The 26,639-nt window shown below is 65.1% G+C and carries 23 protein-coding genes; 7 read left to right on the top strand and 16 right to left on the bottom strand.

Going from position 1 to position 26,639, the window contains the following annotated elements:
- Window positions 1–7: 7 nt before the first annotated feature.
- A complete protein-coding gene (locus ABIA40_RS08795) occupies window positions 8–1,330 on the bottom strand; it encodes an aspartate aminotransferase family protein (RefSeq protein WP_271538205.1) in 1,323 nt (440 codons plus the stop codon).
- A gap of 227 nt (window positions 1,331–1,557) precedes the next feature.
- On the opposite strand from ABIA40_RS08795, the gene ABIA40_RS08790 reads away from it, so the two are divergent.
- From ABIA40_RS08790 to ABIA40_RS08780, 3 genes are all read left to right on the top strand, one after another.
- The gene (locus ABIA40_RS08790; protein WP_404540626.1) at window positions 1,558–2,463 is read left to right on the top strand and encodes a LysR substrate-binding domain-containing protein; all 906 of its coding nucleotides are present in this window, start codon (window positions 1,558–1,560) and stop codon (window positions 2,461–2,463) included.
- A gap of 121 nt (window positions 2,464–2,584) precedes the next feature.
- Entirely contained in the window at window positions 2,585–3,610 is a 1,026-nt protein-coding gene (locus ABIA40_RS08785; protein WP_157286657.1) for an aldo/keto reductase, read from the top strand.
- Window positions 3,611–3,743: 133 nt separating this feature from the next.
- Entirely contained in the window at window positions 3,744–5,165 is a 1,422-nt protein-coding gene (locus ABIA40_RS08780; RefSeq protein WP_271538209.1) for an MFS transporter, read from the top strand.
- 78 nt (window positions 5,166–5,243) lie between these two features.
- On the opposite strand, the gene clpA is transcribed toward ABIA40_RS08780, so the two are convergent.
- Together clpA and clpS are read right to left on the bottom strand one after the other, a co-directional pair.
- Window positions 5,244–7,652: an ATP-dependent Clp protease ATP-binding subunit ClpA gene (clpA, locus tag ABIA40_RS08775; protein WP_036015184.1), complete on the bottom strand. Its 2,409-nt coding sequence runs from the start codon at window positions 7,650–7,652 to the stop codon at window positions 5,244–5,246.
- A 287-nt stretch (window positions 7,653–7,939) separates the two neighbouring features.
- Window positions 7,940–8,272 carry an ATP-dependent Clp protease adapter ClpS gene (gene clpS / locus ABIA40_RS08770; protein ID WP_036015195.1) on the bottom strand — a complete coding sequence of 111 codons (333 nt, stop codon included), beginning with the start codon at window positions 8,270–8,272 and terminating at the stop codon, window positions 7,940–7,942.
- Between the two features lie 479 nt (window positions 8,273–8,751).
- Here clpS and ABIA40_RS08765 point away from each other — a divergent pair, with 479 nt between their 5' ends.
- A complete protein-coding gene (locus tag ABIA40_RS08765) occupies window positions 8,752–10,113 on the top strand; it encodes a TadE/TadG family type IV pilus assembly protein (RefSeq protein WP_275510167.1) in 1,362 nt (453 codons plus the stop codon).
- 72 nt (window positions 10,114–10,185) lie between these two features.
- Here the strand turns inward: ABIA40_RS08765 and ABIA40_RS08760 are convergent, their stop codons facing one another.
- Entirely contained in the window at window positions 10,186–10,524 is a 339-nt protein-coding gene (locus tag ABIA40_RS08760) for a phasin family protein (RefSeq protein WP_028135884.1), read from the bottom strand.
- Between the two features lie 387 nt (window positions 10,525–10,911).
- Here ABIA40_RS08760 and ABIA40_RS08755 point away from each other — a divergent pair, with 387 nt between their 5' ends.
- Complete coding sequence (locus tag ABIA40_RS08755) at window positions 10,912–12,762, top strand: serine hydrolase (RefSeq protein WP_404540619.1); 1,851 nt, start codon at window positions 10,912–10,914, stop codon at window positions 12,760–12,762.
- A 232-nt stretch (window positions 12,763–12,994) separates the two neighbouring features.
- Here ABIA40_RS08755 and ABIA40_RS08750 read toward each other — a convergent pair whose 3' ends face one another.
- The 4 genes from ABIA40_RS08750 to ABIA40_RS08735 all read right to left on the bottom strand — a co-directional run bounded on the left by ABIA40_RS08750 (window position 12,995) and on the right by ABIA40_RS08735 (window position 16,854).
- Window positions 12,995–13,720, bottom strand: a complete 726-nt coding sequence (locus ABIA40_RS08750) for a DnaJ domain-containing protein (RefSeq protein WP_404540616.1) — start codon at window positions 13,718–13,720, stop codon at window positions 12,995–12,997.
- Between the two features lie 70 nt (window positions 13,721–13,790).
- Entirely contained in the window at window positions 13,791–14,540 is a 750-nt protein-coding gene (locus ABIA40_RS08745; RefSeq protein ID WP_404540613.1) for a VWA domain-containing protein, read from the bottom strand.
- Between the two features lie 186 nt (window positions 14,541–14,726).
- Complete coding sequence (locus ABIA40_RS08740) at window positions 14,727–15,587, bottom strand: alpha/beta fold hydrolase (protein WP_157286663.1); 861 nt, start codon at window positions 15,585–15,587, stop codon at window positions 14,727–14,729.
- 343 nt (window positions 15,588–15,930) lie between these two features.
- The gene (locus ABIA40_RS08735; RefSeq protein ID WP_225125063.1) at window positions 15,931–16,854 is read right to left on the bottom strand and encodes a division plane positioning ATPase MipZ; all 924 of its coding nucleotides are present in this window, start codon (window positions 16,852–16,854) and stop codon (window positions 15,931–15,933) included.
- Between the two features lie 283 nt (window positions 16,855–17,137).
- Here ABIA40_RS08735 and panC point away from each other — a divergent pair, with 283 nt between their 5' ends.
- The gene (gene panC, locus ABIA40_RS08730; RefSeq protein ID WP_404540609.1) at window positions 17,138–17,989 is read left to right on the top strand and encodes a pantoate--beta-alanine ligase; all 852 of its coding nucleotides are present in this window, start codon (window positions 17,138–17,140) and stop codon (window positions 17,987–17,989) included.
- Here the strand turns inward: panC and ABIA40_RS08725 are convergent.
- The 4 genes from ABIA40_RS08725 to ABIA40_RS08710 all read right to left on the bottom strand — a co-directional run bounded on the left by ABIA40_RS08725 (window position 17,986) and on the right by ABIA40_RS08710 (window position 20,767).
- Window positions 17,986–18,426, bottom strand: coding sequence for a DUF1489 family protein (locus ABIA40_RS08725; protein ID WP_036015220.1), 441 nt, complete (start codon window positions 18,424–18,426; stop codon window positions 17,986–17,988). The genes panC and ABIA40_RS08725 overlap by 4 nt on opposite strands.
- Window positions 18,427–18,468: 42 nt before the next feature.
- Window positions 18,469–19,470 carry a hypothetical protein gene (locus tag ABIA40_RS08720; protein ID WP_404540606.1) on the bottom strand — a complete coding sequence of 334 codons (1,002 nt, stop codon included), beginning with the start codon at window positions 19,468–19,470 and terminating at the stop codon, window positions 18,469–18,471.
- A gap of 155 nt (window positions 19,471–19,625) precedes the next feature.
- The gene (locus tag ABIA40_RS08715; RefSeq protein ID WP_085969273.1) at window positions 19,626–19,829 is read right to left on the bottom strand and encodes a hypothetical protein; all 204 of its coding nucleotides are present in this window, start codon (window positions 19,827–19,829) and stop codon (window positions 19,626–19,628) included.
- 275 nt (window positions 19,830–20,104) lie between these two features.
- A complete protein-coding gene (locus tag ABIA40_RS08710) occupies window positions 20,105–20,767 on the bottom strand; it encodes a glutathione S-transferase family protein (protein WP_157286667.1) in 663 nt (220 codons plus the stop codon).
- Window positions 20,768–20,902: 135 nt separating this feature from the next.
- On the opposite strand from ABIA40_RS08710, the gene ABIA40_RS08705 reads away from it, so the two are divergent.
- A complete protein-coding gene (locus ABIA40_RS08705; RefSeq protein WP_404540603.1) occupies window positions 20,903–21,619 on the top strand; it encodes a DUF599 domain-containing protein in 717 nt (238 codons plus the stop codon).
- Window positions 21,620–22,708: 1,089 nt separating this feature from the next.
- On the opposite strand, the gene ABIA40_RS08700 is transcribed toward ABIA40_RS08705, so the two are convergent.
- The 4 genes from ABIA40_RS08700 to mgtE form a co-directional block, all read right to left on the bottom strand.
- Window positions 22,709–23,569, bottom strand: a complete 861-nt coding sequence (locus ABIA40_RS08700) for a hypothetical protein (protein ID WP_404540600.1) — start codon at window positions 23,567–23,569, stop codon at window positions 22,709–22,711.
- 49 nt (window positions 23,570–23,618) lie between these two features.
- Window positions 23,619–24,437, bottom strand: coding sequence for an aldo/keto reductase (locus tag ABIA40_RS08695; protein WP_157286670.1), 819 nt, complete (start codon window positions 24,435–24,437; stop codon window positions 23,619–23,621).
- Window positions 24,438–24,585: 148 nt separating this feature from the next.
- Entirely contained in the window at window positions 24,586–24,903 is a 318-nt protein-coding gene (locus ABIA40_RS08690; RefSeq protein WP_404540597.1) for a helix-turn-helix domain-containing protein, read from the bottom strand.
- Window positions 24,904–25,138: 235 nt separating this feature from the next.
- Window positions 25,139–26,560 carry a magnesium transporter gene (mgtE, locus tag ABIA40_RS08685; RefSeq protein ID WP_128265350.1) on the bottom strand — a complete coding sequence of 474 codons (1,422 nt, stop codon included), beginning with the start codon at window positions 26,558–26,560 and terminating at the stop codon, window positions 25,139–25,141.
- Window positions 26,561–26,639: the final 79 nt, after the last annotated feature.

The following is a 26,639-nucleotide window of genomic DNA, read 5'->3' as shown; positions in this document are numbered from 1 at the left end:
CTGTTGATCATGCGGCGGAATTTCGCGACAACTCGTCGAGGCTTTCCCTCAAGGATCGATCCAGGATCTCGACGGCGCGGTCGATCTCCTCGGTCGAGACGGTCAGCGGCGGGGCGATGCGCCACACCGATCCGCGCTCGGGCCGGCGGCGGATGTTCATGCTCAGCCCATGTTCAAAGCACTTCTTCGTCGTCAGGCCGCCGAGCTGGTGGGCCGCGCGCCGACTGTTGCGGTCGGTGACCAGCTCGACGCCGAGCAGAAGCCCCATGCCCCTGATGTCGCCGATCTGCTCGTATTTCTGCTGAAGACCCTCGAAGTGGTCGCGCAGATAGGCGCCCATGACGTTGGCACGCTCGACCAGCTTCTCCTCCGCGATCACACGCAGCACCGCGAGCCCGACCTCGGCCAGCAGCGGATCGGAGACGTGGCTGGTGTAATAGGTAAAGTGATCCTCGTGCAGCTTGCTCTCGATCGCCTCGGTGGTCGATACAGCCGCGAGCGGCAGCCCGCCGCCGAGCGTTTTCGACATCGTTATGATGTCAGGCACGACACCGAAATGTTCCGATCCCGTCTTCCGGCCGATGCGTCCGAACGCCGTCTGGGCCTCGTCGAAGATCAGCAGCATTCCGCGGTCGTCGGCGGCTCTACGTAGCGCCTCCATGAAGGCCTTTGGCGGCACCAGCACGCCGCCGGCGCTGATCACGGGCTCGGCGATGATCGCCGCGCCCCGCCCGCTCGACTGCATGTCGAACATTTTCAGCGCCAGCTCGAGATTGGCGAGCGCGGATGCTTCCTCACTCCCCTTGTCGATGTAGGGACGATAGGCATTCGGCTCGGGGATGACGAACACGCCGGGCGGCGGCACACCATAGCCCTTGCGGTCGCTCGCCATCGAGACCGAGGCGGCGCCGCCGGTGATGCCGTGCCAGGAGCCGCCGAGGACAAGGACCTCATAGCCGCCGGTGTACATCTTGGCCATCCGGAGCGCGACTTCAGTCGCCTCCGAGCCGGTGTTGATGAAGATCGAGCGCTTGAGATCGCCGGGCAGCCAATCCGTCGCCAGCACCTGGGCGAGCTCGGCCACCACTTCGGGAATCATCCCGCTGAACATATGGAACGCCTTCTTCCCGGCCCGCTCCACCGCCGCGACAATAGCAGCGTGGTTGTGGCCGATCGTCGCGCACATCTGCCCCGAGGTGAAATCGAGATAGTCGCGCCCGTCGCTGTCGGTGACGATGGTCCCCTTCGCGGTCGTAAAAAGGTTCGGGAACACGTCTCCGCCGTACCGCACCAGGAATTCGTCGGCGGCTTGTTTCAGCGCTGAAGTCATGGCGTCTCCTTAAGCAAGCGGCATCTGCCGCGCGCGGGGCACGGGCGGCGATGCGGAGCCTGCTCGCCGGTCTCGGGTCAGGTTGTGGGCACGCAGCTGTTGCGTCGGGGCGTTCGCGGTACGAAACTTGCCAGTGCAATGGAGAAATTCGTAACCGGGCAGACATGATGGGCGCCAGTTCAAAAAACTCAGCAGCCGATGAAGCAAGCTCAACGGGGCGGCCGCGCATGCCGCCGCTGAAAGCGCTGTCGGCGTTCGAAGCTGCTTCCCGCCACGGCAGCTTCAGCCGCGCTGCCGAGGAGCTCGGGGTCACGCCTTCCGCGATCAGCCATCACATCCAGAACCTCGAAGATTTTCTCGGCGTGCGCGTGTTCTCGCGGCAGGCCGGCCGTGCCGTACTTACCAACGCCGGCCGCCTCTATGCCGGCGAGATCGAGCGCGCGTTCGGCACGATCATGGGTGCGACGCGGCTGGTGGCGCCGCAATCGCAGCGTGATCATTTGTTCATCGCCAGCGGACCGAGCTTTGCCGCCAAATGGCTACAACCGCGGATCGGAGATTTCATCGGCCAGCATCCGGAGATCGGGATCAGACTGTCGACCATCGCCGATCTGCGCGATCTCGAAACCATCCGCTTCGACCTCGCGATCGCCTATGGGCGCCCACCAGTCGTGAACGACAGGCAGATTGAGCCGCTCCTCGCCGAGCGCCTGCGCCCGCTCTGCAGCCCGCGGCTGATCGAGCAGCTCGACCTGCGCGAGCCCGGCGATCTCGCGCGCGCCACGCTGATCCATTCCTCGAACGCGCTGACCTGGACCGATTATCTGCGCAAGGTCACAGGCGCGATCATCAAGGCGCGTCACGAATTGTGGTTCGACCGCTCCACCATGGCGATCGATGCAGCCGTCGAGGGGCTTGGCGTGGTGCTGGAGAGCGAGATCCTTGCCGCCGAGGAGCTGGACAAGGGCACGCTCATCGTACCGTTCCGCGAACCCAAATTCGAAGTGGAGACGATCTCCTACTATCTGGTGCGCTCGGCTGAGACGAAAGGGCGTAGCCATGTCAGCGCGTTCGAGGCTTGGCTGCGCGCGAAGATCTCGGCTGCAAACTTGCAGACCACGAGCGTAGCCTAACAAATACGGACTACCAAGCAGAGCCGCCATGTGAGCGCGTGATAGGACAAGGCACCCGCTTGCGCTAAACTCGGCACCAAGGCCGTACCGATCAACGAGCGGCCAGCCGAGGAGCAGATCGATGGAATACCGACGCTTGGGCCGGTCCGGCCTCATGGTGCCTGCCTTGAGCCTGGGAACGGGCACGTTCGGCGGCGTCGGCCGCCTTGCGGCATGGGGCACGACGGACGCGACCGAGGCGCGGCGTCTTCTGGACATCTGCCTCGAGGCCGGCGTGTCGATGTTCGACACCGCGAATGTCTACTCGCTCGGCGAGTCCGAGCGGGTGCTCGGTGAGGCCATCAAGGGTCGCCGCGACAAGGTCCTGATCTCGACCAAGGCGACCTTCCGCTTTGGCGACGGTCCCAACGATATCGGCTCGTCGCGTGAGCACCTGCTCAAAGCCATCGACGGTTCGCTGAGCCGGCTCGGCACCGATTACATCGATCTGTTCCAGCTCCACGGTTTCGATGCCTTCACGCCGCCCGAAGAGGTGCTCTCGACTCTCGACGTGCTCGTGCGCGCCGGCAAGATCCGCTATGTCGGCGTCTCGAATTTCTCGGGCTGGCACCTGATGAAGTCGCTCGCTGTCGCCGACAAGCACGGTTTTCCGCGTTACGTCGCCAACCAGACCTACTACTCCCTGATCGGGCGCGACTACGAATGGGAGTTGATGCCGCTCGGCCTCGACCAGGGGTTGGGCGCCGTGGTCTGGTCGCCGCTCGGCTGGGGGCGCCTCACCGGAAAGATCCGCCGCGGTCAGCCGAAACCGGAAGTCAGCCGCCTGCCCAAGACGGCCGAATTCGGACCGCCCGTCTCGGACGAGCACGTCTACCGTGTCGTCGATGCGATCGACGAGATCGCAAAGGAGACCGGCAAGAGCGTATCGCAGATCGCGCTGAACTGGCTGCTGCAGCGCCCGACGGTCTCGACGCTGATCATCGGCGCACGCAACGAGACCCAGCTGCGCGAAAATCTCGGCGCGGTCGGCTGGTCCTTGACCAAGGACCAGGTCGCAAAGCTCGATGCCGCGAGCACGGTGACGCTGCCCTATCCCTACTGGCACCAGCGCGTGACCTTCAGCGACCGCAATCCACCGGCGGTGTAGGACAGCTGCATCAAGCGCGCTTGGGTAAGCCGGCGCGCTGGCAGCGCGGTTCCGGAACTATCGCGACCCTGCCCTGTTGGCGCAATACTCGGCATGTGGCCGAGTTCGATTCGCCAACGATACGCCGCTCACGATGTCGACAGTCACCATCGAGCATGCCGACGGCCTGCCGCAGCCGCAACGCAATCAGGCGGTGCTGACCATTGCGTTCGGCATCGTCATGGCGGTGGTCGACAGCACCATCGTCAATGTGGCGCTGCCGACGATCGCGGCCGATCTCGATGCGACCCCGGCCTTGTCGATCTGGATCGTCAGCGGCTACCAGCTCGCGATCACGATCTCGCTGCTGCCGCTGGCTTCGCTCGGCGAGATCGTCGGCTATCGACGCGTCTATCTGGTCGGGCTGGCGCTGTTCACGCTGTCATCGGCCTTCTGTGCGCTGGCCCACACGCTGCCGACGCTGACGATCGCGCGCATCCTCCAGGGCTTTGGCGCGGCCGGCATCATGAGTGTCAACGCGGCGCTGGTGCGTTTCACCTATCCGCGTAGCCTGCTCGGCCGCGGCATCGGGCTCAACGCGCTCGTCGTCGCCTTCTCGGCCGCGATCGGCCCGACGCTCGCCGCCGGCATCCTCGCAGTCGGAAGCTGGCCCTGGCTGTTCGCGATCAACGTGCCGCTCGGCGTGGTGACGCTGGTGCTGGGCCTGCGCAGCCTGCCGCACACCAAGCCCGCGAGCCGCTCCTTCGACTGGCAGAGTGCGGGGCTGTCGGCGATCACGTTCGGCGTCGGCATCGCGGCGGTCGACAGCGTCGGTCATGGCGAGGCCGCGATCACCTGTCTCGTGCAATTCGCCATCGCGATCGCCGCGGGTGCGCTGCTGATCTATCGCGAGACTCACATGACCTCGCCGCTCTTGCCGGTCGACCTGCTGCGTATCCCCGTTTTCGCGCTGTCGATTGCGACCTCGATCGCGTCGTTCTGCGGGCAGATGCTCGCCTTCGTCGCTATCCCCTTCTATCTCCAGAGCCGCTTCGGCTATTCGGCCGTGCATATGGGCCTGTTGATCACGCCATGGCCGATTGCATTGGCGTTTGCGGCCCCCCTCGCCGGCCGCCTGGTCGAGCATTATCCGGCCGGCCTGCTCGGCGGTATTGGGCTCACGCTATTCGCCTGCGGCCTTGGCGCGCTGGCCTTCTTGCCGGCGACGCCAACGCCGCTCGACGTGATCTGGCGGATGGCGCTCGCCGGCGCCGGCTTCGGTCTGTTCCAGACCCCCAATAACCGTACCATGATCGCAGCCGCCCCGCGCGAGCGCGCCGGCGGCGCCAGCGGCATGCTGGGAACGGCGCGCCTGCTCGGCCAGACCACCGGAGCGGCGCTGGTGGCGCTGTTGCTCGGACGGTATCCGGTTGAGGGGACCAGGCTGGCGCTCCTTGTCGGCGTTGGATTTGCGCTCTGCGGCGCGATGCTGAGCATGCTGCGGCTTTCCACAGCCGGCGCGCGCGGTGCCGAGCACGTCCGCGTGCAGGACGATCAGCGCCTCCGGGGCGACTGAAACCGGTTCACTGTACGGATAGCCAACAAAAAAAGGCCGGCTCTCAGCCGGCCTTTTTCGATTTGTCACCTGTGCCGATCAAACCTTGACCAGCGGCCCCTTGGAGGTCGGCCCCTTCGAGCCGCCGGGGCCACCCGGCTTGGATTTGCCCGGCGGGCGCTTGCGGGTGCCGGGCAGCTTCTCCTGCTTCGGCGTGACCGGGCCCTCGACGAATTCGAAGCCGATCTTCTCCTTGGTCTCGTCGGCCTCGTCCTTGACGAGCACGACGCGAACGTGGCCGCCGCCCTTCAGCTTGCCGAACAGCACCTCGTCCGCCAGCGGCTTCTTGATGTGCTCCTGGATCACGCGCGCCATGGGACGTGCGCCCATCTGCTCGTCGTAGCCGTGCTGGACCAGCCAAGCCTTCGCCGGCTCGGACAGCTCGATAGTCACGTCGCGGTCGCCGAGCTGCGCCTCGAGCTGAAGCACGAACTTCTCGACCACGGTGCCGATCACCTCGACGCTGAGATGGCCGAACGAGACGATGGCATCGAGACGGTTGCGGAATTCCGGCGCGAACTGCCGGTTGATCGCCTCGTGGTCGTCGCCTTCCCGCTTCGACCGGGTGAAGCCGAACGCCTGCTTGGCGAGATCCGCCGCACCGGCATTCGTGGTCATGATCAGGATCACGTTGCGGAAGTTGACCTGCTTGCCGTTGTGGTCGGTGAGCCGGCCGTGGTCCATGATCTGGAGGAGCACGTTGTAGAGGTCGGGATGCGCCTTCTCGATTTCGTCGAGCAGCACCACGCAATGCGGATGCTGGTCGACGCCGTCGGTGAGCAGGCCACCTTGGTCGAAGCCGACATAGCCGGGAGGCGCGCCGATCAGGCGCGACACGGTGTGCCGCTCCATGTACTCGGACATGTCGAAGCGCAGCAGCTCGACGCCGAGCGTCGCCGCGAGTTGTTTTGCCACTTCCGTCTTGCCGACGCCGGTGGGGCCCGAGAACAGGTAGCAGCCGATCGGCTTCTCCGGCTCGCGCAGGCCGGCACGCGCCAGCTTGATCGAGGCGGCGAGTGATTCGATCGCCTTGTCCTGCCCGAACACGGTGCGCTTCAAGGTCTGCTCGAGATGCTTGAGCACCTCGGCGTCGTCCTTCGACACGCTCTTCGGCGGGATCCGCGCCATCGAGGCGATCGTGGTCTCGATCTCCTTGATGCCGATGGTCTTCTTGCGCTTGTTCTCGGCGACCAGCATCTGCGCCGCGCCGGACTCGTCGATCACGTCGATCGCCTTGTCGGGCAGCTTGCGGTCGTGGATGTAGCGCGAGGAGAGCTGCACCGCCGCCTCGATCGCCTCATTGGTGTACTTCAGCCGGTGATAGTCCTCGAAGTACGGCTTGAGGCCCTTGAGGATCGCGATGGCGTCCTCGACCGTGGGCTCGTTGATGTCGATCTTCTGGAAGCGCCGCACCAGCGCGCGGTCCTTCTCGAAGTGCTGGCGATATTCCTTGTAGGTGGTCGAGCCCATGCAGCGGATCGTGCCCGAGGCGAGCGCGGGCTTGAGCAGGTTCGAGGCGTCCATCGCCCCGCCCGACGTCGCGCCCGCACCGATCACGGTGTGGATCTCGTCGATGAACAGGATGGCGTTGGGATGCGCCTCGAGCTCCTTGAGCACCTGCTTCAGGCGCTCCTCGAAGTCGCCCCGATAGCGGGTGCCGGCAAGCAGCGTGCCCATGTCCAGCGAGAACACGGTGGCCGCCGCCAGCACCTCCGGCACTTCGCTGTCGACGATGCGCTTGGCGAGCCCTTCTGCGATCGCGGTCTTGCCGACGCCGGCTTCACCGACGAACAGCGGGTTGTTCTTCTGCCGGCGGCACAGCACCTGGATCGCGCGATTGATTTCGGAATTGCGTCCAATCACCGGATCGATCTTGCCGTCGCGCGCCTTCTTGTTGAGGTTGACGCAATAGGTCTCGAGCGCCTCGCCCTTCTTCTTGGCGTCCTCGTTACCCTTGGTCTCGGTCTCCTCGTCGACGCCGCGCACCGGCCGCGCCTCGGAGACGCCCGGCCGCTTGGCAATGCCGTGGCTGATGTAGTTGACAGCGTCGTAACGCGTCATGTCCTGCTCCTGCAGGAAATACGCGGCATGGCTCTCGCGTTCGGCAAAGATCGCGATCAACACGTTGGCGCCGGTCACCTCTTCGCGACCGGACGACTGCACATGGATCACCGCGCGCTGGATCACGCGCTGGAAACCGGCGGTCGGCTTAGCGTCGTCGGCGCCATCCGTCACCAGGTTCTCGAATTCGGTCTCAAGGTAGTTGACGAGGCTCGTACGGAGCTTGTCGAGATCGACGCTACAGGCGCGCATGACCGCGGCTGCATCGGAGTCGTCGATCAAGGAGAGCAAGAGATGCTCGAGCGTCGCGTATTGGTGATGACGCTCATTTGCGATCGCCAGCGCACGATGCAGGGATTGTTCAAGGCTTTGGGAAAAAGTCGGCATTCGCGTCCTCTATGGCCCCCACCATCATGATCGTCATCGCCCGGTCAGGCAACAACAACCTTTGTCACATATAGTTATACAAGACCGCGGCGAAAGACCGGTTCCGCCACTCGGCGGCGACACACTTGCGGCATTTTTCGATGCAAAACCCGTTCCGGTTTGGGCGGGATCGGCGCCGGCGCAGAATTCCGTAGTTTTGCCGGCTGCAGCCCACCGCGCGCAGCCGCTACGCGACAATCACACTGCGGCTTGTACAGGAGCGGGCTTCAAACGCGCCGCAAGCCGTCTTACTTCTTTTCCATCACGCATTGCAGCGGGTGCTGGTGCTTGCGGGCGAAATCCATCACCTGCGTCACCTTGGTCTCCGCGATCTCGTAGGTGAACACGCCGCACTCGCCGATCCCGTGATGATGGACGTGCAGCATGATCTTGGTCGCGGCTTCGATGTCCTTGTTGAAGAACTTCTCCAGCACGTGAACGACGAACTCCATCGGCGTGTAGTCGTCGTTCAGGATCAGCACGCGATACAGGTTCGGCCGCTTGGTCTTGGGCTTGACCTTGGTGATGACCGACGTGCTCGGACCCGAGGGAGTACCCGAACGGTTGTCGTCATTGCTCATGCGAGGCGCGTCGGCAGCGGCTGGCGCGGACAGATCGAGGCTGGAAGTCAATTGCAGCATGGCACAGGCGTTCAAATTCCCCACGGAAGCGAATGGCGGTCACCGCGCGACCCCGCCCTTCGGAGCCTGGCGCAGGCGCGCCGCCTTGGATCGCCGCTCCCGGCAAATGCGGTCGAGGCCGGATCGCTCGCCAGCAATATGGCCCTGCCCCCGGCCCGCCGCAAGCTCGCGGGGGTTCAGCCCAGGCGGTCGCAGCAGTCCCGATTCCCGGTCCGGGCGATCCTGATTAGGTTAATCAATCCGGAGCGATTTGACAAAAACTTCCGCCGGGCACGTTTAGAACGTATTGACCAGGAACCCGGCCGTTAACCCGGCTGCGACGGTTTTCCGCAAAACGCTCCGGTTTTCTACGGTCCAATTTACCTGCCATTCAATGGCATGGCGCGAAATCGGGCAAAATACAGATTTCGGGGATCGTCATGTCTGGTCTGCCCCTCGTCAGCCGCCTTGGTCGACAACTCGCCCGTTTCGCAGCGGCCGAGCAAGGCAACATCGCAGTGATCTTCGCCATTGCGCTCGTTCCAGTGCTGAGCTTCGTCGGCGCGGCGATCGACTATAGCCGTGCGGCCCAGGCGCGTACCGCAATGCAGTCGGCCCTCGATTCCACCGCGCTGATGCTGTCACGGGACCTGTCCGCCGGCACCATCTCGACGTCTCAGATCGCCACCAAGGCCCAATCCTATTTCAACGCCTTGTTCACGGACACCAAGACCCTGCCCTCGGTCAGCGTCGGCGCCACCTACAACGCGAGCACCAGTATCGGCTCGACGATCCAGCTGACCGGAACCGGCACCTACACGACCAGCTTCATGAAGATCGCCGGCTTCCCGACCCTCGACGTCGGCACCTCATCCACCAGCGCCTGGGGCCTGACGCGCATGCGCGTGGCCTTGGTGCTCGACGTTACGGGATCGATGGCGTCCGACGGCAAGATGCCGGCGATGCAGACGGCCGCGAAGAACCTGGTCGACCAGCTCAGCGCGCTCGCGAAGACCAACGGCGACGTCTATATCTCGATCGTGCCGTTCGCCAAGGACGTCAACGTCGGCAGCAGCAACTACACGAAGAGCTGGATCGACTGGTCCGACTGGGAGGCTGTGAACGGGACCTGTAGCAACTCTTCCTACACGAGACAGTGGACCTGCGTTAACAACGGCAAGACTTGGACACCGAGGAACCACAACACGTGGAACGGGTGTGTCACCGATCGTGACCAGGACTATGACACCAAGAACACGACTCCAGTGAGCAGCAATTCGGCTACGCTTTTCCCGGCCGAGCAATATTCCTACTGCAACTCCAGCAATTCGGCCTACATCCAGCCGGTCATGCCGCTCAGCTACGATTGGACCTCGCTCAAATCTCTGATCGACAAGCTGGTTCCGACCGGCAACACCAACCAGGGCATCGGCCTTGCCTGGGGCTGGATGACGCTGTCGGCGGGCGAGCCCATGAATGCCCCGGCCAAGGACACGAACTACACCTACAAGGACGCAATCGTCCTGCTCTCCGACGGTCTCAACACGCAGAACCGCTGGTATAGCGGCGCTTCGCAGATCGACGCCCGGCAGAAGATCCTCTGCGACAACGCCAAGGCCCAGCCCAACAACATCACGATCTATACGGTGCAGGTGAACACCGGCGGCGATCCGACCTCGAGCGTGCTGCAATATTGTGCTAGCGGCAGCGACAAGTTCTATCTGGTCACTTCGGCGAGCCAGACGGTCTCGGTGTTCAAGGATATCGGCACTTCGCTGTCGAAGCTGCGCGTCGCACGCTGACGGTCGCATCGCTCACAACAAAAAGCCCGGCTGGTTCAGCCGGGCTTTTCGATTCCAGGATGTCTCGAGACGTTACTGAGCGGCCGGGGTGAACTTCGACACGATGGTCTCGACCGGCTTGAACGCCTGCTTGGCGAGGTCGCTGTAGAGGCCGGCAATCTTCTGCGATTCCGCGACGAAGGTTTCGTAGGCGGAACGGGCAAAATCGGTCTGCGCTTCCATCGCCTTGTCCAGCGACTTCACGCCGGAAAGCTTCTCGACGAAGGACTTGGTGTCTTCGAACGACTTCTTCGTGTAGTCGCCATAGGCGCTGGCGATCGCCTGGAGGCCGTGCTGCACCGAGGTCGCGGAGGCAACGCACTGCTCGAACTGCTCTTTCCCGTAGCTCTGGAAGTCTTCAACCTTGAACATTTCGGAATCCTTTTCCCTGGCTCGCGTCGGGAAGCCCCGGCTCCCTGACTCCGCCCAAAATTAGTGCAACGCACAAAAAAAGTCAAGAATCTTGTGCGTCGCACAAATCCGGCGCAAATCGCAGAGATTCCCGGGGTTTCCCGCAAGGGTTCCTTAAGCTTTTGGAAACCGGGCCACCCTACCTTGATTCCCTGGACGTGGTCACTTCCGCGAGCGGCCAAAAGCCGTTTGAGAACATCACCTTAGCCAGAACAGCGGCTCGGGTCCAACTTCCCCCGCGGCCAACACCAGCGGAGGGACAGCCTGAGCAGGTAATGATCCCGGGTCGGTCGGGCACAATTTCGCCTCACGAGCCGGTGATCAAGTCAGAAACGGGGACGGGGTTCCATGCTTCGTAAAAACTTGTCTGCCTCGCGCTGGGCGCGGGTTGGCGTTTTCGGGCTTCTTACGGTCACCACCGCAGTCATCTTCACCATCGACGCAGCCGAGGCGCGGCGCCATCGTCGACATTATGCGCACCACCGGGTGCAGCACGACGTGTCCGAGAGCTCCAGCTCGAAATTCGCGTCCATCATCATCGACGGCAATTCCGGCGCAGTGCTCCAGGCGACGAGCCCTGACGCGATCCGCCACCCGGCCTCGCTGACCAAGATCATGACGCTCTATCTGCTGTTCGAGCGCCTCGAATCCGGCAAGATGAAGCTCGACACCGAGATGCCGGTGTCCAAGCACGCCGCCGACCAGGATCCGACCAAGCTGAATCTGCGTGCCGGCCAGACCATCCGCGTCGAGGACGCGATCAAGGGCCTCGTCACCCGTTCGGCCAACGACGCAGCTGTGGTAATCGCGGAAGCGATCGCCGGTGACGAGGACGACTTCGCCCGGATGATGACGCGCAAGGCGCGCTCGCTCGGCATGTCCAGGACGGTTTACCGCAATGCCAACGGCCTGCCCAACGACGAGCAGGTCACGACCGCGCGCGACCAGGCCACGCTGGGTCGCGCCATTCAGGAGCGCTTCCCCCGCTACTATCGCTATTTCGCGACCTCGACGTTCAATTGGCGCGGACAGTCGATCCGCAACCACAATCGCCTGCTCGGCAGTGTCGAAGGCGTGGACGGCATCAAGACGGGCTACACCCGCGCCTCCGGCTTCAACCTCGTCAGCTCGATCCGCCGCGGCAATCGGCACCTGATCGGCGTGGTGCTCGGCGGCCGCAGCGGTGGCTCGCGCGACGCCATCATGCGCAACCTGCTCGCGGAGAACCTCGACAAGGGTGCGACCGTCCGCACCGTCGCCGCGGTCACGGAGCGCAACGGCACTGAAGCCAACACCGATGTCGCCGATGCCTCGGATATGCCGGCACGGCCCGCCCTGCCGGTCCAGGCCGCGGCGGCCCCTGCTCCCGAAGCCGCCCCGTCGCGCCTCGCCGCGCGTCTGTCGACGCTGGCCGCAGCGACTGCGGCGATGCCGCCCGCTCACTCCAAACCCGAAGCTCGGCCGACGGAGTCCAAGGTGGAGCCGGCGCCGCTCACCAATGGCGTGATCTCGAGCCAGCCGCTCTCCATCATCCCCGGCTCGTCCGAGCCGATGAAGCCGGTTCGGGTCAAGACCGTTCAGGTCAAGGCCGGCGCCGTGAAGGTCGCCTCCGCGGCTCCGGCCCAGGGTGGTGTCCAGGTCGTTGCGCCACCGGTCACCAGCACCGTCCCGCACCGCTCCGACGTCGCGGAAACCTCCGGCGCCGTCGTCGCCAGGGCAGATCTCATCAACAAGCCGGAGGCGGTGAGCCAGCCCGAAGCGCCGAAGGCCGAGATGGCCCGCACCGAACTGCCGCGGCAGCCGGCGGGCTTCGGTACCGGCAACGGCATTCTCGGCGTGCTGCCGGCGGCAACCGCCGCCACACCGGCTCCCGCCGCACCCAAGCTCGCCTCGGCCGACCCGACGCCGCAGCCGATCCAGATGAGCGCCACCGCCAAGCCCGCCGTCACCCACAGCGGCTGGATCGTCCAGGTCGGTGCGCTCGAGAGCGAGAACGAAGCTCAGCAGCGCATCGACGCGGCCCGCAACTCGGCCCGCGGCCTGCTCAGCAAGGCGGACCCGTTCACCGAGCCCGTCGTCGCCAAGGACAATCGCAAGCTTTACCGCGCCCGCTTCGCCGGGCTCGAGCGCGATCAGGCCGAAGCCGTCTGCCGCACCTTGAAGCGTGCCGAGATCTCCTGCATCACCGTTCGCAACTGATTTCCTTCTCCGCTCCAGACCAAATGCCCGCGCCTTGCGCGGGCATTTTCGTTTTGGTGCGGCGGTGATGCGCAGGCTGTTCCGGACAAGGCTGTTCCACGACAACCTCTCGTCAAGGATTTACGGTTAAAACTTTGCTCAAGGGGATCGACCACGCCGACAAGGGCGGGCAACGGCAGACAGAGCAAACGGAGCTCACGCGGTACGGGCGTTTGTAGCGTTGGTGCCGGAGTTAGCCGTTATGCGTGCGAAGCAGAGTATCCTTGGCCTCGTTTACCCGGGCAGCGAGATACGTCGAGCCCCCCTGGTCGGGATGGAGTTTCTTCATCAGGGACTTGTGGGCCCGGCTGATGTCGTCGCGCCCCGCTCCCGGCTGCAAGCCAAGGATCTGATAGGCTTCCTCCGCCGTCATTTTGCTGCTCGCCGCCGTGCGGCGCTGCCGCCCTGCCGTATCGCCCTGCGCGTTCTGACGCCAAGCGGGAAACCGGCGGTCCAGATAGCTTTCAAGTAAGGCCACGCTCTCTGCGTCGAACGTCGAGACCATCGCGAGCAAGCCGGCGAGATCGAATTCGTCGAGATTGCGCCCGGCATGAGGCCCCGCAACGATCTGGCCGGAAAGCTGGCCGGAATCGTGGTCGAGCCGCATGTCCAGGAATTGCGAGCGCACCCGCGAGGCCTGCCCGGACGGGCGCGTCGCACCGCCGCCGAACACCCCGCCGACATTGCCGAAGCCGGCTTTCGCGAGTGGTGTCCAGCCGAGCAGGCCCGCGCCGAAAATTCCGAGCGGGATCGCAACCGCCAGCTCGCCGCGCAAGCCGGTGAAGGCCGCAACCACCAGCGCCAGCACGCCGCCGCCGAACTTGAGGGTGCGCGCCAGCACCGCTGGATTGGCGGAGCGGAACATCTGGAGCAGCAGGTACAGCGTGATAACGGCGACAGCGCCGGCGATCAGGGTCATGGCCGGAATATAGTCGTGCTGTTGTCAAAAAGCATGGCGTCCAGCGCCGCAAGCCGCACCGGCCGGGCCGCTATTTCATCTGGCTGATCAGCTTCGCCGCGCCACTCACGCTTCCGGCCAGCTTCAACAGCGCCTCACGTCCACCCGCGGCATAGGCCGCAGCTGCCCGCAACAGCTCGCGCAGCTGCGCCGCCGCACCGGGATCGAACCGGCACCAGGCACCGCCAGTCAGCCGCGTGATCTCGCGGAACGCCTGTTCGGCGACCGCGTCATGGCCTTCCTGAAAGACGAATACGGGCACCTTGAGCATGCCGAGCTCGCCGGCCTTGGCGCAGAGCTCGTCGATGTCTTCCTCCATGGCATCGCCGACGAAGACCACGGCCCGCACGCCGGATGCGACTGCCTCGCGCCTGGCCTCGCTCAGGACCTTGCCGATCTGGGTATCGCCGCCGCGGCAATCGATCTTGCTCATCAGCGTCGCCAGCCTGGCGCTGTCTGAAATCCAAGCCGTGGCGCGGCACTCGTTGAGGCCGCGATAATAGACCAGCCGGATGTCGAGACTGCCGAGCGCTGCGGTCTCGCGAAACATGTCAGCCTGGAGCGCGCAGGCCATGTCCCAGGTCGGCTGCCGGCTCATGGTCGCATCCAGCGCGAAGATCAGCCGCCCCCTCGCGCCCGGGGCATGCGGCGAGAGGGTCCGCGCCTTGGCAACGAACGCGGCGATGTCTTCCGAGGTCGAGGTTTGCGCTTGCGGCAGCACGCTGTCTGCTCGCGCAGTGACGGCATCGCGGCCGCGCGGTTTGATGGGTTCGCCCGACATCGCTGCTACACCTTGCGTCAGCAGCTAATGTGGTCAGCACATGCGGCCCGGTCAATGCGCAAAGCCTCCGCAGGCGGGTACCGGCGGAGGCTTCGAGGATTGGTGCAGTCGAGCGGCGACGTCAGCTCGGCAAGCTCTTGGAAGTTAGCTCTTGGAGGTCAGCGCTTGGAAGTCAGATCTTGGAAGTCAGCTCTTGGCAGGAGCCATCAAGGCAACCGGGCCCGGCTCGAGGATCTTGGGCGGGGCGGACTGCGTGTCGACCGGCGCGATCTCGCTGTCGGTCGCGCTCAGGAACTTGTCGAGCATGCTCTGGATCGAGCTTTTCGCCACATCCGGACCGGTATCACGCATGTCGTTGTGCTGGAACTCGGTCTTCACGACCTGAATGCCCGCCTTCTCGCATTCCTCGTCGGTCGGAATCACGCCGGCATCGGCCTTGAACTGCGGATCCTGGGAGCGGAACGACAGGATCTTGAACTTGCCGGCGGTGACGAAGGGCACGCGCAGATTGTCGAGGGTGACGACCTTCTTGACCTCATCCGGATACTGCTTGGCGAAGTACATGGTGATGTCGCCGCCCATGGAATGGCCGACCATCGTCACCTTGTCGTAGTCGGCGTTGGGCTGAACCTTCTTCATCTCCTGCACGGCGAGATGGATGTTGGCGACACCGCGAAGTATCTGCGGCAGCCGGCCGACATAGAGCTCGCCGGGCTTGGTGACCATCGGAGGATCAGTCGGCAGATCGTGCTGCGGGCTCATGACCATGTAGCCGCGCGCAGCGAAGATGTTGGCGAGGAAGCCATACTCGGTGTTCTTGACGGTGTTGCCGTGATTGATCACTGCGACGGGCAACTTGATCATGCCGGCATTGGCCTGCATTTCCTTGTCGCGGCGCACCGCGATGGACACGGGCACCGGACGGTTGTCGCGCGAGGCATCGTAGAACGTGATGGTCTCGTGCCTGATCGCCCACTTGCTCGCCGTGAAATAGGCGATGCCGCAGAGGGCACTGACCGAAACCAGAACGGCAATTCCACGCTTCATTTTCGTCCTCAGCCTCAGGCCTAAGCGGCCTGAATCCCTGTTGAAAATCGTGTTCTCCGGGGCTCTTCGTCCCCTTGTCGCCTATTCCCTAATATATGTCACAGCAGCGTGACAGGAAGGCTAAATGTTGTGAACCGGCAGCCCTTTCATTGTGCGTTGCACTCGTTCGGTGAGCACCCCATTCTCATACCGCTACGTGAGGGTGCAGGTCCCTATTCGACGCAACCGGTCTTGATCGGGTTCGACTCGCGGTAAACGCAGGGTGAAAACGCACGCGGCGCAGTCCCGGTTCCCGCGCCAGCCGAAGGCCCGGATCGGCCGGGAGTAGCCTTATACCGCGAGGTCAGGCGCCAAGGATATCGTGGACCTCGAGCGGCTTGTCGACCTGGCTGAACCACTCGGCCCGGTTGGCCGCGCGGCGGCGGCCGCGCTCGTCGAGCGGGAGCTTGAGCTGGCGGAGCAGGCTCGTCACCTCCTCCCGCGCGGTGAGATGGCCGAGATTGGGCCGCATGCCCAGCGTGGCCTCGTCGATATCGTCCAGGGCGGTCAGACCCCGCGGGAAGAATTCGCGGTACACGACGCGCTCGGCGAAGCCATCGACGTAGCGGAAGCCGAGCCGCAGCGACAGATCCTTCAGGCCCTCGGCGACGAGCTGCTTGTTGCGCGAGCCGAGCATCGACAGGCGGTTGCGCACGACGATCCAGTCGGTGGTCGCGCCGTCGAGCTGGCGTCGCTTGCGCCTGACATCACGCACCATCTCGGCGTAGTGGCTCTCGCCCGTCACTGCGTAAGTCGCGGGATCGACGGTGCCGAGCACGTCGAAATCGAGGAAGCTGTCGTTGATCGGCGTGACCAGGGTGTCGGCCATCGAATGCGCGAGCCGCATCAGATAGCTGTCGGTGCCGGGCGTATCGATAACGATGAAGTCGAAGCTGCTCTCGACCGCGGAGACGGCTTCCATGAACTGCTGGAACTCGGAATTCTCGTTCTCGGCAATCTGCATGGTCTCGCCGAGCTTGATGCAGCGATGCACCGGAAGCTCGAGGTCGAGCTTGGTACGTTGCGCCCAGGCGGACCGGTTGCCGATGTAGCGCGTGAAGCTCTGCTGGCGGCAGTCGAGGTCGATGGTGGCAACGCGCTGGCCGGCTTTCAGAAGCGCAACGGCGATGTGCAAGGCCGTGGTCGATTTGCCGGAGCCGCCCTTCTCGTTGCCCAGCACGATCACGTGCGCCGAGCCGGATTGGCCTTGGCTAGCCTGCACAAGCATGGCGATCCTCAACACCCCTTGCGAATATCTTCGAGTTGACCGCGTCACCGGTCAAGTGAAATGCGTGACAGGAAATGCAAATTGCAATGCGCCGTTCTTCACGATGTATCGCGGCGCCGTCTTTCGTCTGTGAACCAGTCCACAACGTCGCGACGTTCTACGCCGCCTTGCGCGGGATGCTGTGCCGCATCCGGATGCATGGCGTCCACGATCTCCGCTTGTTAAGGTTAGCCGGCCGGGGGCGACGCCCGCACCTGCGCCCCTTCCCAATCGTCGAGTCCCGATGTCAGCAAGCCCATTGATCGCCCGCACGGTCCCTGCCCTGCGACGCGCCGTCGACAATCTCCGCAAGCGAAAGGCCACGATCGCGCTGGTCCCGACCATGGGGGCGCTCCATGACGGGCATGTGTCGCTGGTTCGCCTCGCCAAGCGGCGCGCCAGCCGCGTCGTGGTGTCGATCTTCGTCAACCCGACCCAGTTCGCTCCGACCGAGGATTTCGGCGCCTATCCGCGCACCTGGAAGGCAGACATCGCCAAGCTCGCGGCCGAGGACGTCGATATCGTCTGGCACCCGGGCGTCGCGGCCATGTATCCGGAGGGGTTTGCCACCCGCATCGTGCCGGAGGGGCCGGCGCTCGCCGGCCTCGAGGACCGCTTCCGCCCGCACTTCTTCGGCGGTGTCGCCACTGTCGTCGGCAAGCTGTTCACGCAAGTCCGGCCGGATGTCGCGATCTTCGGCGAAAAGGATTTCCAGCAATTGCGCGTGGTGACGCAGATGGCGCGCGACCTCGACCTCGGCGTCAAGGTGATCGGCTCCCGCACCGTGCGCGAGCGCGACGGACTCGCGATGTCCTCGCGCAACGTCTACCTCTCGCCCGAGGAGCGCCAGACCGCCATTGTCCTCTACCGCGCCATGAGAGAGAGCGCCGGGCGCATCCGTGCCGGCGATTCGATCGCGCCGGCGATGGCCGGCGGTGCGGAGATGATCAAGGCGGCCGGCTTGGTGCTCGACTATTACGAGGTCCGCCATGCCGAGACGCTGGCACCGGTCACCTCGCGCAAGGACGGCCCCTTGCGGATCCTGGTCGCGGCCAAGCTCGGCACCACCCGGCTGATCGACAATATGGCTGTTTAGAGCAGTCCGAGGTCACGCAGCTCGCGCCGCATCGGCTCCGGCATCGCCGCAATCGAGCCGGCCGCGGACTTGCCGAGATCGGCCGGCACGGAATCGTCGGTCAGATAGCGCCAGCCCTGGAACGGGCGCATCGGCCGCGGCGAGACCGAGATCACTTTCGGCTGCATCACGATCCGGCAGCGCCCGATGCCGTCCTTGTCGCGGAACGGCTCGATGCCGATGATCTTTTCGCGCGCGGCAATCTCGCCCTTGATCACCCAGTAGAGCGAGCCGCCGGCGAGGATCTCGGCGTCGCGCTTGGGCACCATGCGGGTGATGTGGATGTGATGTTGCGGCAGACCCTTCTTCTTGGCGGTCTGCATCCGTTCGGCCACCCACTCCTTCAATTCCTTGACGGAGTCGCAGCCGACGGCGAGCTTGATCAGATGGAGTGGCATGCCCAAGCATTAGCCGGGCAACCCAGCATTTGGAATGCCGATCTACTCGTTATCCGCAGGCGCGGGGGCGGCGGTCGAGGCCGGCGGCGGCGCGAGCGGAACCGGCGCCGCAGGCGCACGCGCAGCCTTTTGGGGCGGCGGCTTCTTCGCAGCCGGCGGGCTCGATGCCGGAGGCGCTGCGGCCTGTGCGGAGGCCGCGGCCGGCGCACGCGGTGCTGCCGCCGCATTTGCGGCCGGCGCGGCCTGGCGGGTCGCCGCCGTGGGCTCCGGATTCATGATGCTCACCGGCGGCGTCGAGGACGCGCTCGGGAACTCGGCATTGGTCGGCCTGCCCGTCGGCATTGACGGCGGCAGTCCGGCGAGCGCGGCGTTGGCGGGCATCGCCGCTGAGGCTGCTGCGGGCGCGTTCCAGGTCGGCGCATAGCGCGCGACCAGGGTCTCGTAGAGATGGGAGTCCATGTTGGCGGCAACCTGCTGCTGGTCGGTCAGCGAGCGGAACGCAGCGCAATCGAACTGCGTGCAGCCGTCGCGCGCCACCAGCACATGTGCAACGAGACCGTAACGATCCCGCTCGAGCGACTTGCGCAGCACCTTCATGTCGAGGGTCAGGCTCTTCTCCGCCGTGGCGACATCGCCGAGCGCGGTCAGGCGGTCGATCCTGGCGGCGGTGTAGGAGACCGCCGCGGCCGCAGCGTCAGGCGCGCCGAACAGCGCCTTCTCGCAGCCGGCGCCAACGGCATCGCCGGCGAGATCGTCGAGACAGGACAGCGCAGGCAGGCTCGCGCTCACCACAGCTTGCGCGCGCGCCTCGGCAGGAGCGGACGGCGCGTCCGGTCCATAGAGACGCACCGTGGCTGCGCCGGCGATCGCGATGGATAGCAGGGTAATGACGGTCAGCGCGCCATTCGCGACCGATCTGTCGGCGCGCAACAGCGTGATCAGCAGAATCAATCCGAAGAATCCGGCAGCCGCCAGGGTCATCCAAATCGGGAAGGCCGGCGAGAGCCAGATTTGGTCGAGCGAAGTGGCCCATGCCCAGTTCATGCGCGACGTCCCCTCACGCGAGCAAAGAGCGGATGGTCAAGCGAGCACCGCGAGTCGGCAACTGCCCCGCCCACCCTTGTGAAGGTGAAGCGGGCCTTTTGACGGCGGCAGAGTACAATTCCCGGAAGGCGCCTATGCACTGACGGCGTCGGCCTTCAGGAGAGCGCGAGCTGGCTTTCCTTGGCGACGCGCTCGAAGGCTTCGGTCGAGCTCTTGATCCGATACTGGCAGTCGTCGCCTTCGGTCGGGAGCAGACGGATGACCTCATACGCGCCGCTCGCAGCCGGACGCGCGACATTGCTGGCCGTGAACAGGACGCGCGTTCCCACGGGGAATTTGTGCTTCAACACCCTCTCCATTACTCAAACAGCGCCCGCCTCGCCCAGTGTCCCACTGCGAGGGCCGGCCGGAAACCCGGGCGGGTGTATAGCACGCGTCCGATGCTTTTGGCCAGCGCCATGCCGGCATGGCCCGCGCACAATTTTTCCAGTTATTTCAGGATGATAACGGGGCAGCCGGTGGGGCGATGATACCGGCGGAGCTGCTTATTCCGCCGACATGTCGCAGGCCTGTCGCACCCTCCTCCCGATCGGCTGGCGTCCCCGCCTCCGGCCGGCGCCGGTCGGACTGCCGCTCAGGCGTCCTCGAACTTGGCTATGACGAGCGTTTCGGCCAGTGCATCCCGGGTCCATTCCTGGAACGCCGGCAGCGCCATCATGGTCTCCATGTAGGCCCTGGTGTCCGGCGCCACCTCGATCGCGTAGGTGCGAAAGCGGTGCACGACGGGGGCATACATGGCGTCCGCCGCACCGAAACGGCCGAACAGGAACGGTCCCTGTGCGCCATAGCGGGTGCGGCACTCGCGCCAGATCTCCTCGATGCGCGCGATGTTCGCTTTGGCATCCGCCGACAGCGCCACGGCGCGGATCGGCCGATGCAGGTTCATGCCGCATTCGTTGCGCAGCGCCACAAAGCCGGAATGCATTTCGGCGCATACCGACCTGGCATGCGCGCGCGCGGCGACGTCGTCAGGCCAGAGCTTCGCTTCCGGATAGCGCTCGGCGACGTACTCGATGATGGCAAGCGAATCCCACACGGTGACGTCGCCGTCGACCAGCACGGGCACCTTGCCGGCGCGGCTGAAGGACAGGATCTGCGCCTTGTCGGCGGGATCGTCGGTGTAGAGCGGGATCAACGTCTCCACGAACGGGATGTCGTTGGCGCGGAGCGCGAGCCAGGGCCGCATCGACCATGACGAATAGTTCTTGTTGCCGATCGCGAGTTTCAGCGCAGCCATGTCACTGGTCCTTCGTTGAGTCCTGCAGTTGCAGCCGCTTTTAGCGCCATCGCCTGCCGCCAATCAATCGTTGCTGCGTCCTCTCCTGCGTGGCAATCGTTGCGATCCTTGCCAAGAGACAGACATGAGACAGACATGAGCAGGCATTGGGTCGACATTACCGCCGTCGGCTTCTTCATCATCGAATGGCTGGCCTATGCCTTGACGCTAGAGCACTCGGCCTATGGCCGCGACAGCCTGTCGGCGCGCATGAACCGTTATCGCGAGGTCTGGGTACGCCGGCTGCTCGAGCGCGAGACGCGGATGGTCGACATGCAGATCATGGCCTCGCTGCAGAGCGGCACCGCCTTCTTCGCCTCCACCAGCCTGTTCGCGCTCGGCGGCGCGCTGGCGCTGCTGCACGCCACCAACGACGCGATCACGATTTTGAGCAAACTGCCGATCGACCTCAGCACCTCGCCCGCTTTGTGGGAGCTGAAATGCGTCGGCCTCGTGCTGATCTGCGTCTACGCCTTCTTCAAATTCGCCTGGGCCTATCGCCTGTTCAACTATGTCGCCATCCTGTTCGGCGGTATGCCGCCGGCCTCGCAGCGCGACACCCCCGAGGCCGAAGCCCACGTCATCCGCACCTCGCGCCTGTTCGAATCCGCCGGCCGCCACTTCAACCGCGGCCAGCGCGCCTTCTTCTTTGCGCTCGGCTATCTCGGCTGGTTCGTCAGCCCCTGGGTGCTGTTCGTGACCACGGCAGCGGTCGTGGTCGTGACCTGGCGCCGGCAGTTCGCGTCCAGCGCCTGGGCCGCGATGGCACCGGAGGCGGTGAATGGTGATGAGGGTATGAAGCGCGATCATTGAGGCACGTGTCCCGGACGCGATGCAGCGCGAAGCGCTGCTTCGCCGAGCCGGGACCCAGCGCCACACGGATTGCTCGGAGACATGGGCCCCGGCTCTGCAGCGCACCGTCGAAGTGACGCTGCGCTGCGTCCGGGGCACGAGAGAGTGTAGCGCTCGCACTCTCCTCCTCGTCGTTGCGAGGAGCCCTTGCGACGAAGCAATCCAGAATCCCGCCGCGGAAAGATTCTGGATTGCTTCGCTGCGCTCGCAATGACGGAGTGTGAGGCGACGCTGCGTTCTCCAAGTAGCACTTGTCATCCCCGCGGAGGCGGGCGATGACAGCGAGGGGCTACAGACGTGCGTACTCGGCCTCGCGGCGCATTTTGCCCGAGCTTTGCTTGGTCACTCCACCCTCTTGTCAGGAGGGCGCAGGGAAGGCCGGGTGCCGGCAGCACCCGCGGTCCGCTGCGCGAAAAGCACACGCAGGAAGAACCGCACAGCAGCATACAGGTGAAGCCCAACACACGGCCTTCCCTGCGCGATGGTCGGACGGCTTATGCCGCGCTCTCCCGGGAGCCGAGTTCCCTCTGGCCTCCCTCGCTCTCGCAAAAGTCGCCGGCACCGCGCCGGTTGACGCCAATGCCGCATTCGCCAGAGCTTGACCGTAGCAACGACGGCCAGGACCACACGGTTTTGCCGTACGCGCGGTTCGTTGGCGCCGCAGGGTTCGAAGGCGTTGTGCACGTTGCCATCGAAATGCCGGCGCGACGAACCTGACAGCGCCGCTCGTCCGTACGAAGCCTCGGGCTCACGGAGAGCAATCCGCCCCGCCCTCAACTCTCGTACACGACGCTGCCGCGTCCACCGCAAGCCCGGCTCGCGACAATGACGACCTCATGATCGCCCCTCGAGATTGAGCCGGGATGGGCGACACATACGTCATTTCCGAATTTCGGTAAAGCGGAATATTTTCGCGTGAATGGATTGACAGAGGACCGAAACAGGCACGATGTCGTTGCCCGGATCGAGCGCGAGCGTAATTCGGGACGGTGCGAGACGCCGGGCGAGCGGCCCCGGATTACGCTTCGCTCCATCCAGGCTACGGCAGCGCTATCCGCCGAAATCCTTCGGGCTGAACGGCAGATCCAGCACCTTCCATTCCCCGTACAGATTGGCCGGCAACATCTTGTAGGGTTGGCAGTTCTGCAGCGCGCTCGTTGCGGACTTGACGATGGCCACGCCCTTGGCGGACGGCGGCGCCTCGATCAGGATGGGCTCGCGCGCCAGCGTGCCGTCGGTGGCGAACACGGTGCGCAGCTTGACATGGACGTTGTCGGTCGGTGCGACGCCGGGCGGCAGCTTGGCGCAGCCGCGCAAGTGACGGCGAAGCTCCGCGATGACCTCGGGCGGAAGCTTCGCAGCGATTGAATCGTTGGCATCCCCGCCGTCGTCCTTGGCGCCTTTCGGCTCGACCGGCAATTCGGGCGGCAGGCCCAGCATGACCCCGTACTTGATGGTGACGTCCGGTTGCGGCGTCTGGTAGGCCGGCGGCGGCGCGGCCTGCGGCATGGGCTGTGGCTGGGCTTGCGCGTTGGCCTCACGCTGCTTCGAGGCCTGCGAAGGTTGCGGCTGCTTCTGCTGCGGCTCGGGCGAGGCCTGCTGTGATGGCGATGGTGCTGCCGCCTGCGGCCTTGCCGCGGGCTTCGATGCCCCCGCCTGGTCGATGATATCCGGCTTCGGCAGCTTCAGATCGGGCAGCGGCTCCGGCGGCATCGCCTCTTCCTTCTTCTCCTCGGCCTTGGTTTCCTCCTGCTTCACCTGCTCCGGCGTGACGATGTCGACCGCGACGGTTTCGGGCGGCTGGCTATGAAACGGACGGACCTCGCTGATCACGATGATCAGCGCCACCAGCGTCAGATGGGCGATTGCCGAGGCGGCAATGTCCGTCCGTATGATCTTCCACAGTTCCATCGACCGATCTTGGGTTGCCGCCGCGGTCCTAGCATACCCCGGGTCCCTCTCAATCCCATTTCGGGGCGAAGCCAAAGTCGGTCAGGCGTCCCTTCGGATTGGCGAGCGCGGCGATCCGGTCCATCTCGTCTTCCGACAGCTCGAAATCGAAGATCTCGATGTTCTCCGACAGGCGCTCGATGCGCGAGGTGCGCGGGATCGCACCGACATTCTGCTGCACCAGCCAGCGCAGGCAGACCTGCGCCGGTGTCTTGCGGTGGACGCGACCGATCTCGGCCAGCGTCTGGTCGGACTTGATGCGGCCCTTGGCGATCGGGCTGTAGGCGACGAGGGCAAGGCCATGCTGGTCGCAGGCTGCCCTCACCTTCGCCTGATCGAGATAGGGGTGATACTCGACCTGATTGCAGACCAGCGGCTCCGCCGACAGCGCGACCGCCTGCTCGATCAGTGCCACGGTGAAATTGGAGACGCCGATGTGGCGGGTCAGGCCCATCCTCTTCGCATGCGACAGCGCGCCCAGCGTCTCCGCGAGCGGCACATGAGGATTGGGCCAGTGCAGCAACAACAGATCGACCGAGGGAAGCCGCAGACGAGCGAGGCTCTCCTTCACCGAGCGTTCGAGATCATGGGGTGCGAAATGGTTGGTCCAAACCTTGGTGGTGAGGAATACGTCGTCGCGGCGCACGCCGGAGCCGCGCAAGCCGTCGCCGACCTCGCGCTCATTGTCGTAGACCTGCGCGGTGTCGATATGGCGATAGCCGAGCCGTAGCGCCTGCTCGACCACGCGCGCGGCCGGCCTTCCGCTCAGCTCCCAGGTCCCGAGACCGATCGCCGGAATCCTTGCGCCATTGGCCTCGACGAACAGCATGAGGAATCCTCTTCCGTTGCGACAGCCCCGGACGTCATTATGGACCCGGTCGATGATGCTGCCAACGGAAGCCGCGGCAGCCAGGCGGGATATTCGATGCAGGCCTAACGGGAGGTTGTGCGTCAGGCTTTGGCGTCAGGCCTTGGCGTCAGGCCTTGGCGAGCGCCTGGAACACCGTGTCGGGGGCATGCGCGATCACCGTGAGCAGTGCGCGGGCCGGGCCGCGCGGGGCGCGTTTGCCCTGCTCCCAGTTGCGGATGGTCTCGACGGGAACGCCGAGCCTGGCGGCGAACTCCATCTGGGTCAAGCAGGCGCGCCGGCGCAGATCGCGCACCGCGAGCGGGCCGCTGTCAGCCGGCGCCGCATTGGCCGTCGGCTGAACCGCAAGCGGCTGGACCGGAAATTCCTGCCCATCCCGCAATTCGACGATCCGTCCATCCGCCTTCAGCCGCAACCGCATGCCCATTCCCCCAAGCAAAGGCGATGATGCGGCAGGTCGCTTAAAGTCGGATTAAAGATGACGGTCTCATGCCCCGGACGCAGCGCAGTGCGCCGCCTTTGCGGCGTGGTGCGCTGCTGAGCCGGGGCCCATCTTGCCGCAGCCGACCCTGACGCTTTCTGGGTCCCGGTTCTGCGCAGCAGCGCTACGCGCCGCAGCGCTACGCGCCGCAGCGCGCCCGGGACCCGAGAGCGAGGCAACCCTACTTCAACCCGAACCAGAGCGTCGCAATCCCGAGGAAGGAGAAGAAGCCGACGACGTCGGTCACGGTGGTCACGAACGTGCCCGACGCCACCGCCGGGTCGGCCCGCACGCGATCCAGCGCCATCGGGATCAGGATGCCGCCGAGCGCGCCGGCCACGAGGTTGCAGACGATGGCGAGCCCGATGACGATGCCGAGGCCCGGGATCTTGAACCAGGCCACCGCGGCGATGCCGGTGATCACGGCGAAGGCGAGGCCGTTGACGAGGCCCACCAGGGCCTCGCGCATCACCACGCGCCAGGCGTTGGAGGAACCGAGCTCGCGCGTCGCCAGCGCCCGCACCGCCACCGTCATGGTCTGGGTCGCGGCATTGCCGCCCTGGCTCGCCACGATCGGCGCCAGCACCGCGAGCGCGACCATCTTCTCCAGCTGGCCCTCGAACAGGCCGAGCACGGAGGACGCCAGGAACGCGGTGGCGAGGTTCACCAGCAGCCAGTTGAAGCGGCCGCGGGCGATGGTGAGGAACGTGTCCGATAGCTCTTCGTCGCTGGTGACACCGCCGAGCGCCTTGAGGTCCTCGTCCGCCTCCTCCTCGATGACGTCGACGACGTCGTCGACGGTGATGACGCCGACGAGGCGGTCCTGGGTGTCGAGCACGGGTGCGGCGACGAGATTGTATTTGCCGAACATGCGCGCCACCTCTTCCTGGTCCTCCAGGACGGAGACGCGGCGGCGATCCTCGTCGGTGAGCTCGGTCAGCGCCACCGGCCGGCGCGTGCGCAGGAGCACGTCGAGCGGCACCGCGCCCTGCCAGTGCTGCTCCTTGTCGACGACGTAGATCTCGTAGAAGCGGTCGGGCAGATCCGGCGTCTCGCGCATGTAGTCGATCGCCTGGCCGACCGTGAAATCCTGGGGCACGGCAATGAACTCGGTCTGCATGCGGCGGCCGGCGGAGTTCTCCGGGTATAGCAGGCTGCGCTCGAGTGCGACGCGCTCCTTGAGCGGCAGCTTCTCCAGGATCTCTTCCTGCTCCTCGGCACCGAGGGTTTCCAAGAGCTCGACCGCATCGTCGGATTCGAGCTCACGGACGCCCTCGGCGACCGTCTCCGGCGGCAGCTCCTCGAGGATCTCCTCGCGCACGGTCTCGTCGACTTCGTTCAGCGCCGAGAAGTCGAAATCGCGGCCGGTGAGCTCGACCAGGCGGACGCGGTCGTCGGGCTCGAGGGCGCCGATCAGATCGCCGAGATCGGCCTCGTGCAGCTCCGCGACGCAGGCACGCAGCGCCGCGCTGTCGCCGGCCTCGATCGCACGGGCGACTTCCTCGACGAATTCGTGCCTGATATCGCCGTCTTCATTGCGCATCGGCACGTGGTCGAGTACCGAATCCGCAGCGGGTGTGGCAACGTCCAGATGTTCATCCATGGCGCGCCTCGCCGTTTGACAGGTTGGAACCGGTGGTGTGAGCTGAGGCTTCAGGCAATACCCACAAGGCAAAGCCGAG

Source organism: Bradyrhizobium sp. USDA 223 (assembly GCF_044909005.1).
Classification (GTDB): Bacteria; Pseudomonadota; Alphaproteobacteria; order Rhizobiales; family Xanthobacteraceae; genus Bradyrhizobium; species Bradyrhizobium yuanmingense.
Note: the sequence above shows the minus strand (reverse complement) of the source record. Positions and strands in the feature narration are given on the sequence as shown.

Coding starts and splice junctions, on each gene's coding strand:
- ABIA40_RS08745 (WP_404540613.1), bottom strand. CDS start 14,540: ATGTCGGGCGAACCCATCAAACCGCGCGGCCGCGATGCCGTCACTGCG.
- ABIA40_RS08705 (WP_404540603.1), top strand. CDS start 20,903: ATGAGCAGGCATTGGGTCGACATTACCGCCGTCGGCTTCTTCATCATC.
- ABIA40_RS08795 (WP_271538205.1), bottom strand. CDS start 1,330: ATGACTTCAGCGCTGAAACAAGCCGCCGACGAATTCCTGGTGCGGTAC.
- ABIA40_RS08715 (WP_085969273.1), bottom strand. CDS start 19,829: ATGGAGAGGGTGTTGAAGCACAAATTCCCCGTGGGAACGCGCGTCCTG.
- ABIA40_RS08750 (WP_404540616.1), bottom strand. CDS start 13,720: ATGACCCTGATCGCCGGCGCTGTCGCCGTTATCACGCTGTACCTGCTG.
- ABIA40_RS08700 (WP_404540600.1), bottom strand. CDS start 23,569: ATGGAACTGTGGAAGATCATACGGACGGACATTGCCGCCTCGGCAATC.
- ABIA40_RS08710 (WP_157286667.1), bottom strand. CDS start 20,767: ATGGCTGCGCTGAAACTCGCGATCGGCAACAAGAACTATTCGTCATGG.
- ABIA40_RS08735 (WP_225125063.1), bottom strand. CDS start 16,854: ATGCTTGTGCAGGCTAGCCAAGGCCAATCCGGCTCGGCGCACGTGATC.
- panC (WP_404540609.1), top strand. CDS start 17,138: ATGTCAGCAAGCCCATTGATCGCCCGCACGGTCCCTGCCCTGCGACGC.
- mgtE (WP_128265350.1), bottom strand. CDS start 26,560: ATGGATGAACATCTGGACGTTGCCACACCCGCTGCGGATTCGGTACTC.
- clpA (WP_036015184.1), bottom strand. CDS start 7,652: ATGCCGACTTTTTCCCAAAGCCTTGAACAATCCCTGCATCGTGCGCTG.
- ABIA40_RS08765 (WP_275510167.1), top strand. CDS start 8,752: ATGTCTGGTCTGCCCCTCGTCAGCCGCCTTGGTCGACAACTCGCCCGT.
- ABIA40_RS08780 (WP_271538209.1), top strand. CDS start 3,744: ATGTCGACAGTCACCATCGAGCATGCCGACGGCCTGCCGCAGCCGCAA.
- ABIA40_RS08790 (WP_404540626.1), top strand. CDS start 1,558: ATGCCGCCGCTGAAAGCGCTGTCGGCGTTCGAAGCTGCTTCCCGCCAC.
- ABIA40_RS08740 (WP_157286663.1), bottom strand. CDS start 15,587: ATGAAGCGTGGAATTGCCGTTCTGGTTTCGGTCAGTGCCCTCTGCGGC.
- ABIA40_RS08755 (WP_404540619.1), top strand. CDS start 10,912: ATGCTTCGTAAAAACTTGTCTGCCTCGCGCTGGGCGCGGGTTGGCGTT.
- clpS (WP_036015195.1), bottom strand. CDS start 8,272: ATGAGCAATGACGACAACCGTTCGGGTACTCCCTCGGGTCCGAGCACG.
- ABIA40_RS08785 (WP_157286657.1), top strand. CDS start 2,585: ATGGAATACCGACGCTTGGGCCGGTCCGGCCTCATGGTGCCTGCCTTG.
- ABIA40_RS08690 (WP_404540597.1), bottom strand. CDS start 24,903: ATGGGCATGCGGTTGCGGCTGAAGGCGGATGGACGGATCGTCGAATTG.
- ABIA40_RS08760 (WP_028135884.1), bottom strand. CDS start 10,524: ATGTTCAAGGTTGAAGACTTCCAGAGCTACGGGAAAGAGCAGTTCGAG.
- ABIA40_RS08725 (WP_036015220.1), bottom strand. CDS start 18,426: ATGCCACTCCATCTGATCAAGCTCGCCGTCGGCTGCGACTCCGTCAAG.
- ABIA40_RS08720 (WP_404540606.1), bottom strand. CDS start 19,470: ATGAACTGGGCATGGGCCACTTCGCTCGACCAAATCTGGCTCTCGCCG.
- ABIA40_RS08695 (WP_157286670.1), bottom strand. CDS start 24,437: ATGCTGTTCGTCGAGGCCAATGGCGCAAGGATTCCGGCGATCGGTCTC.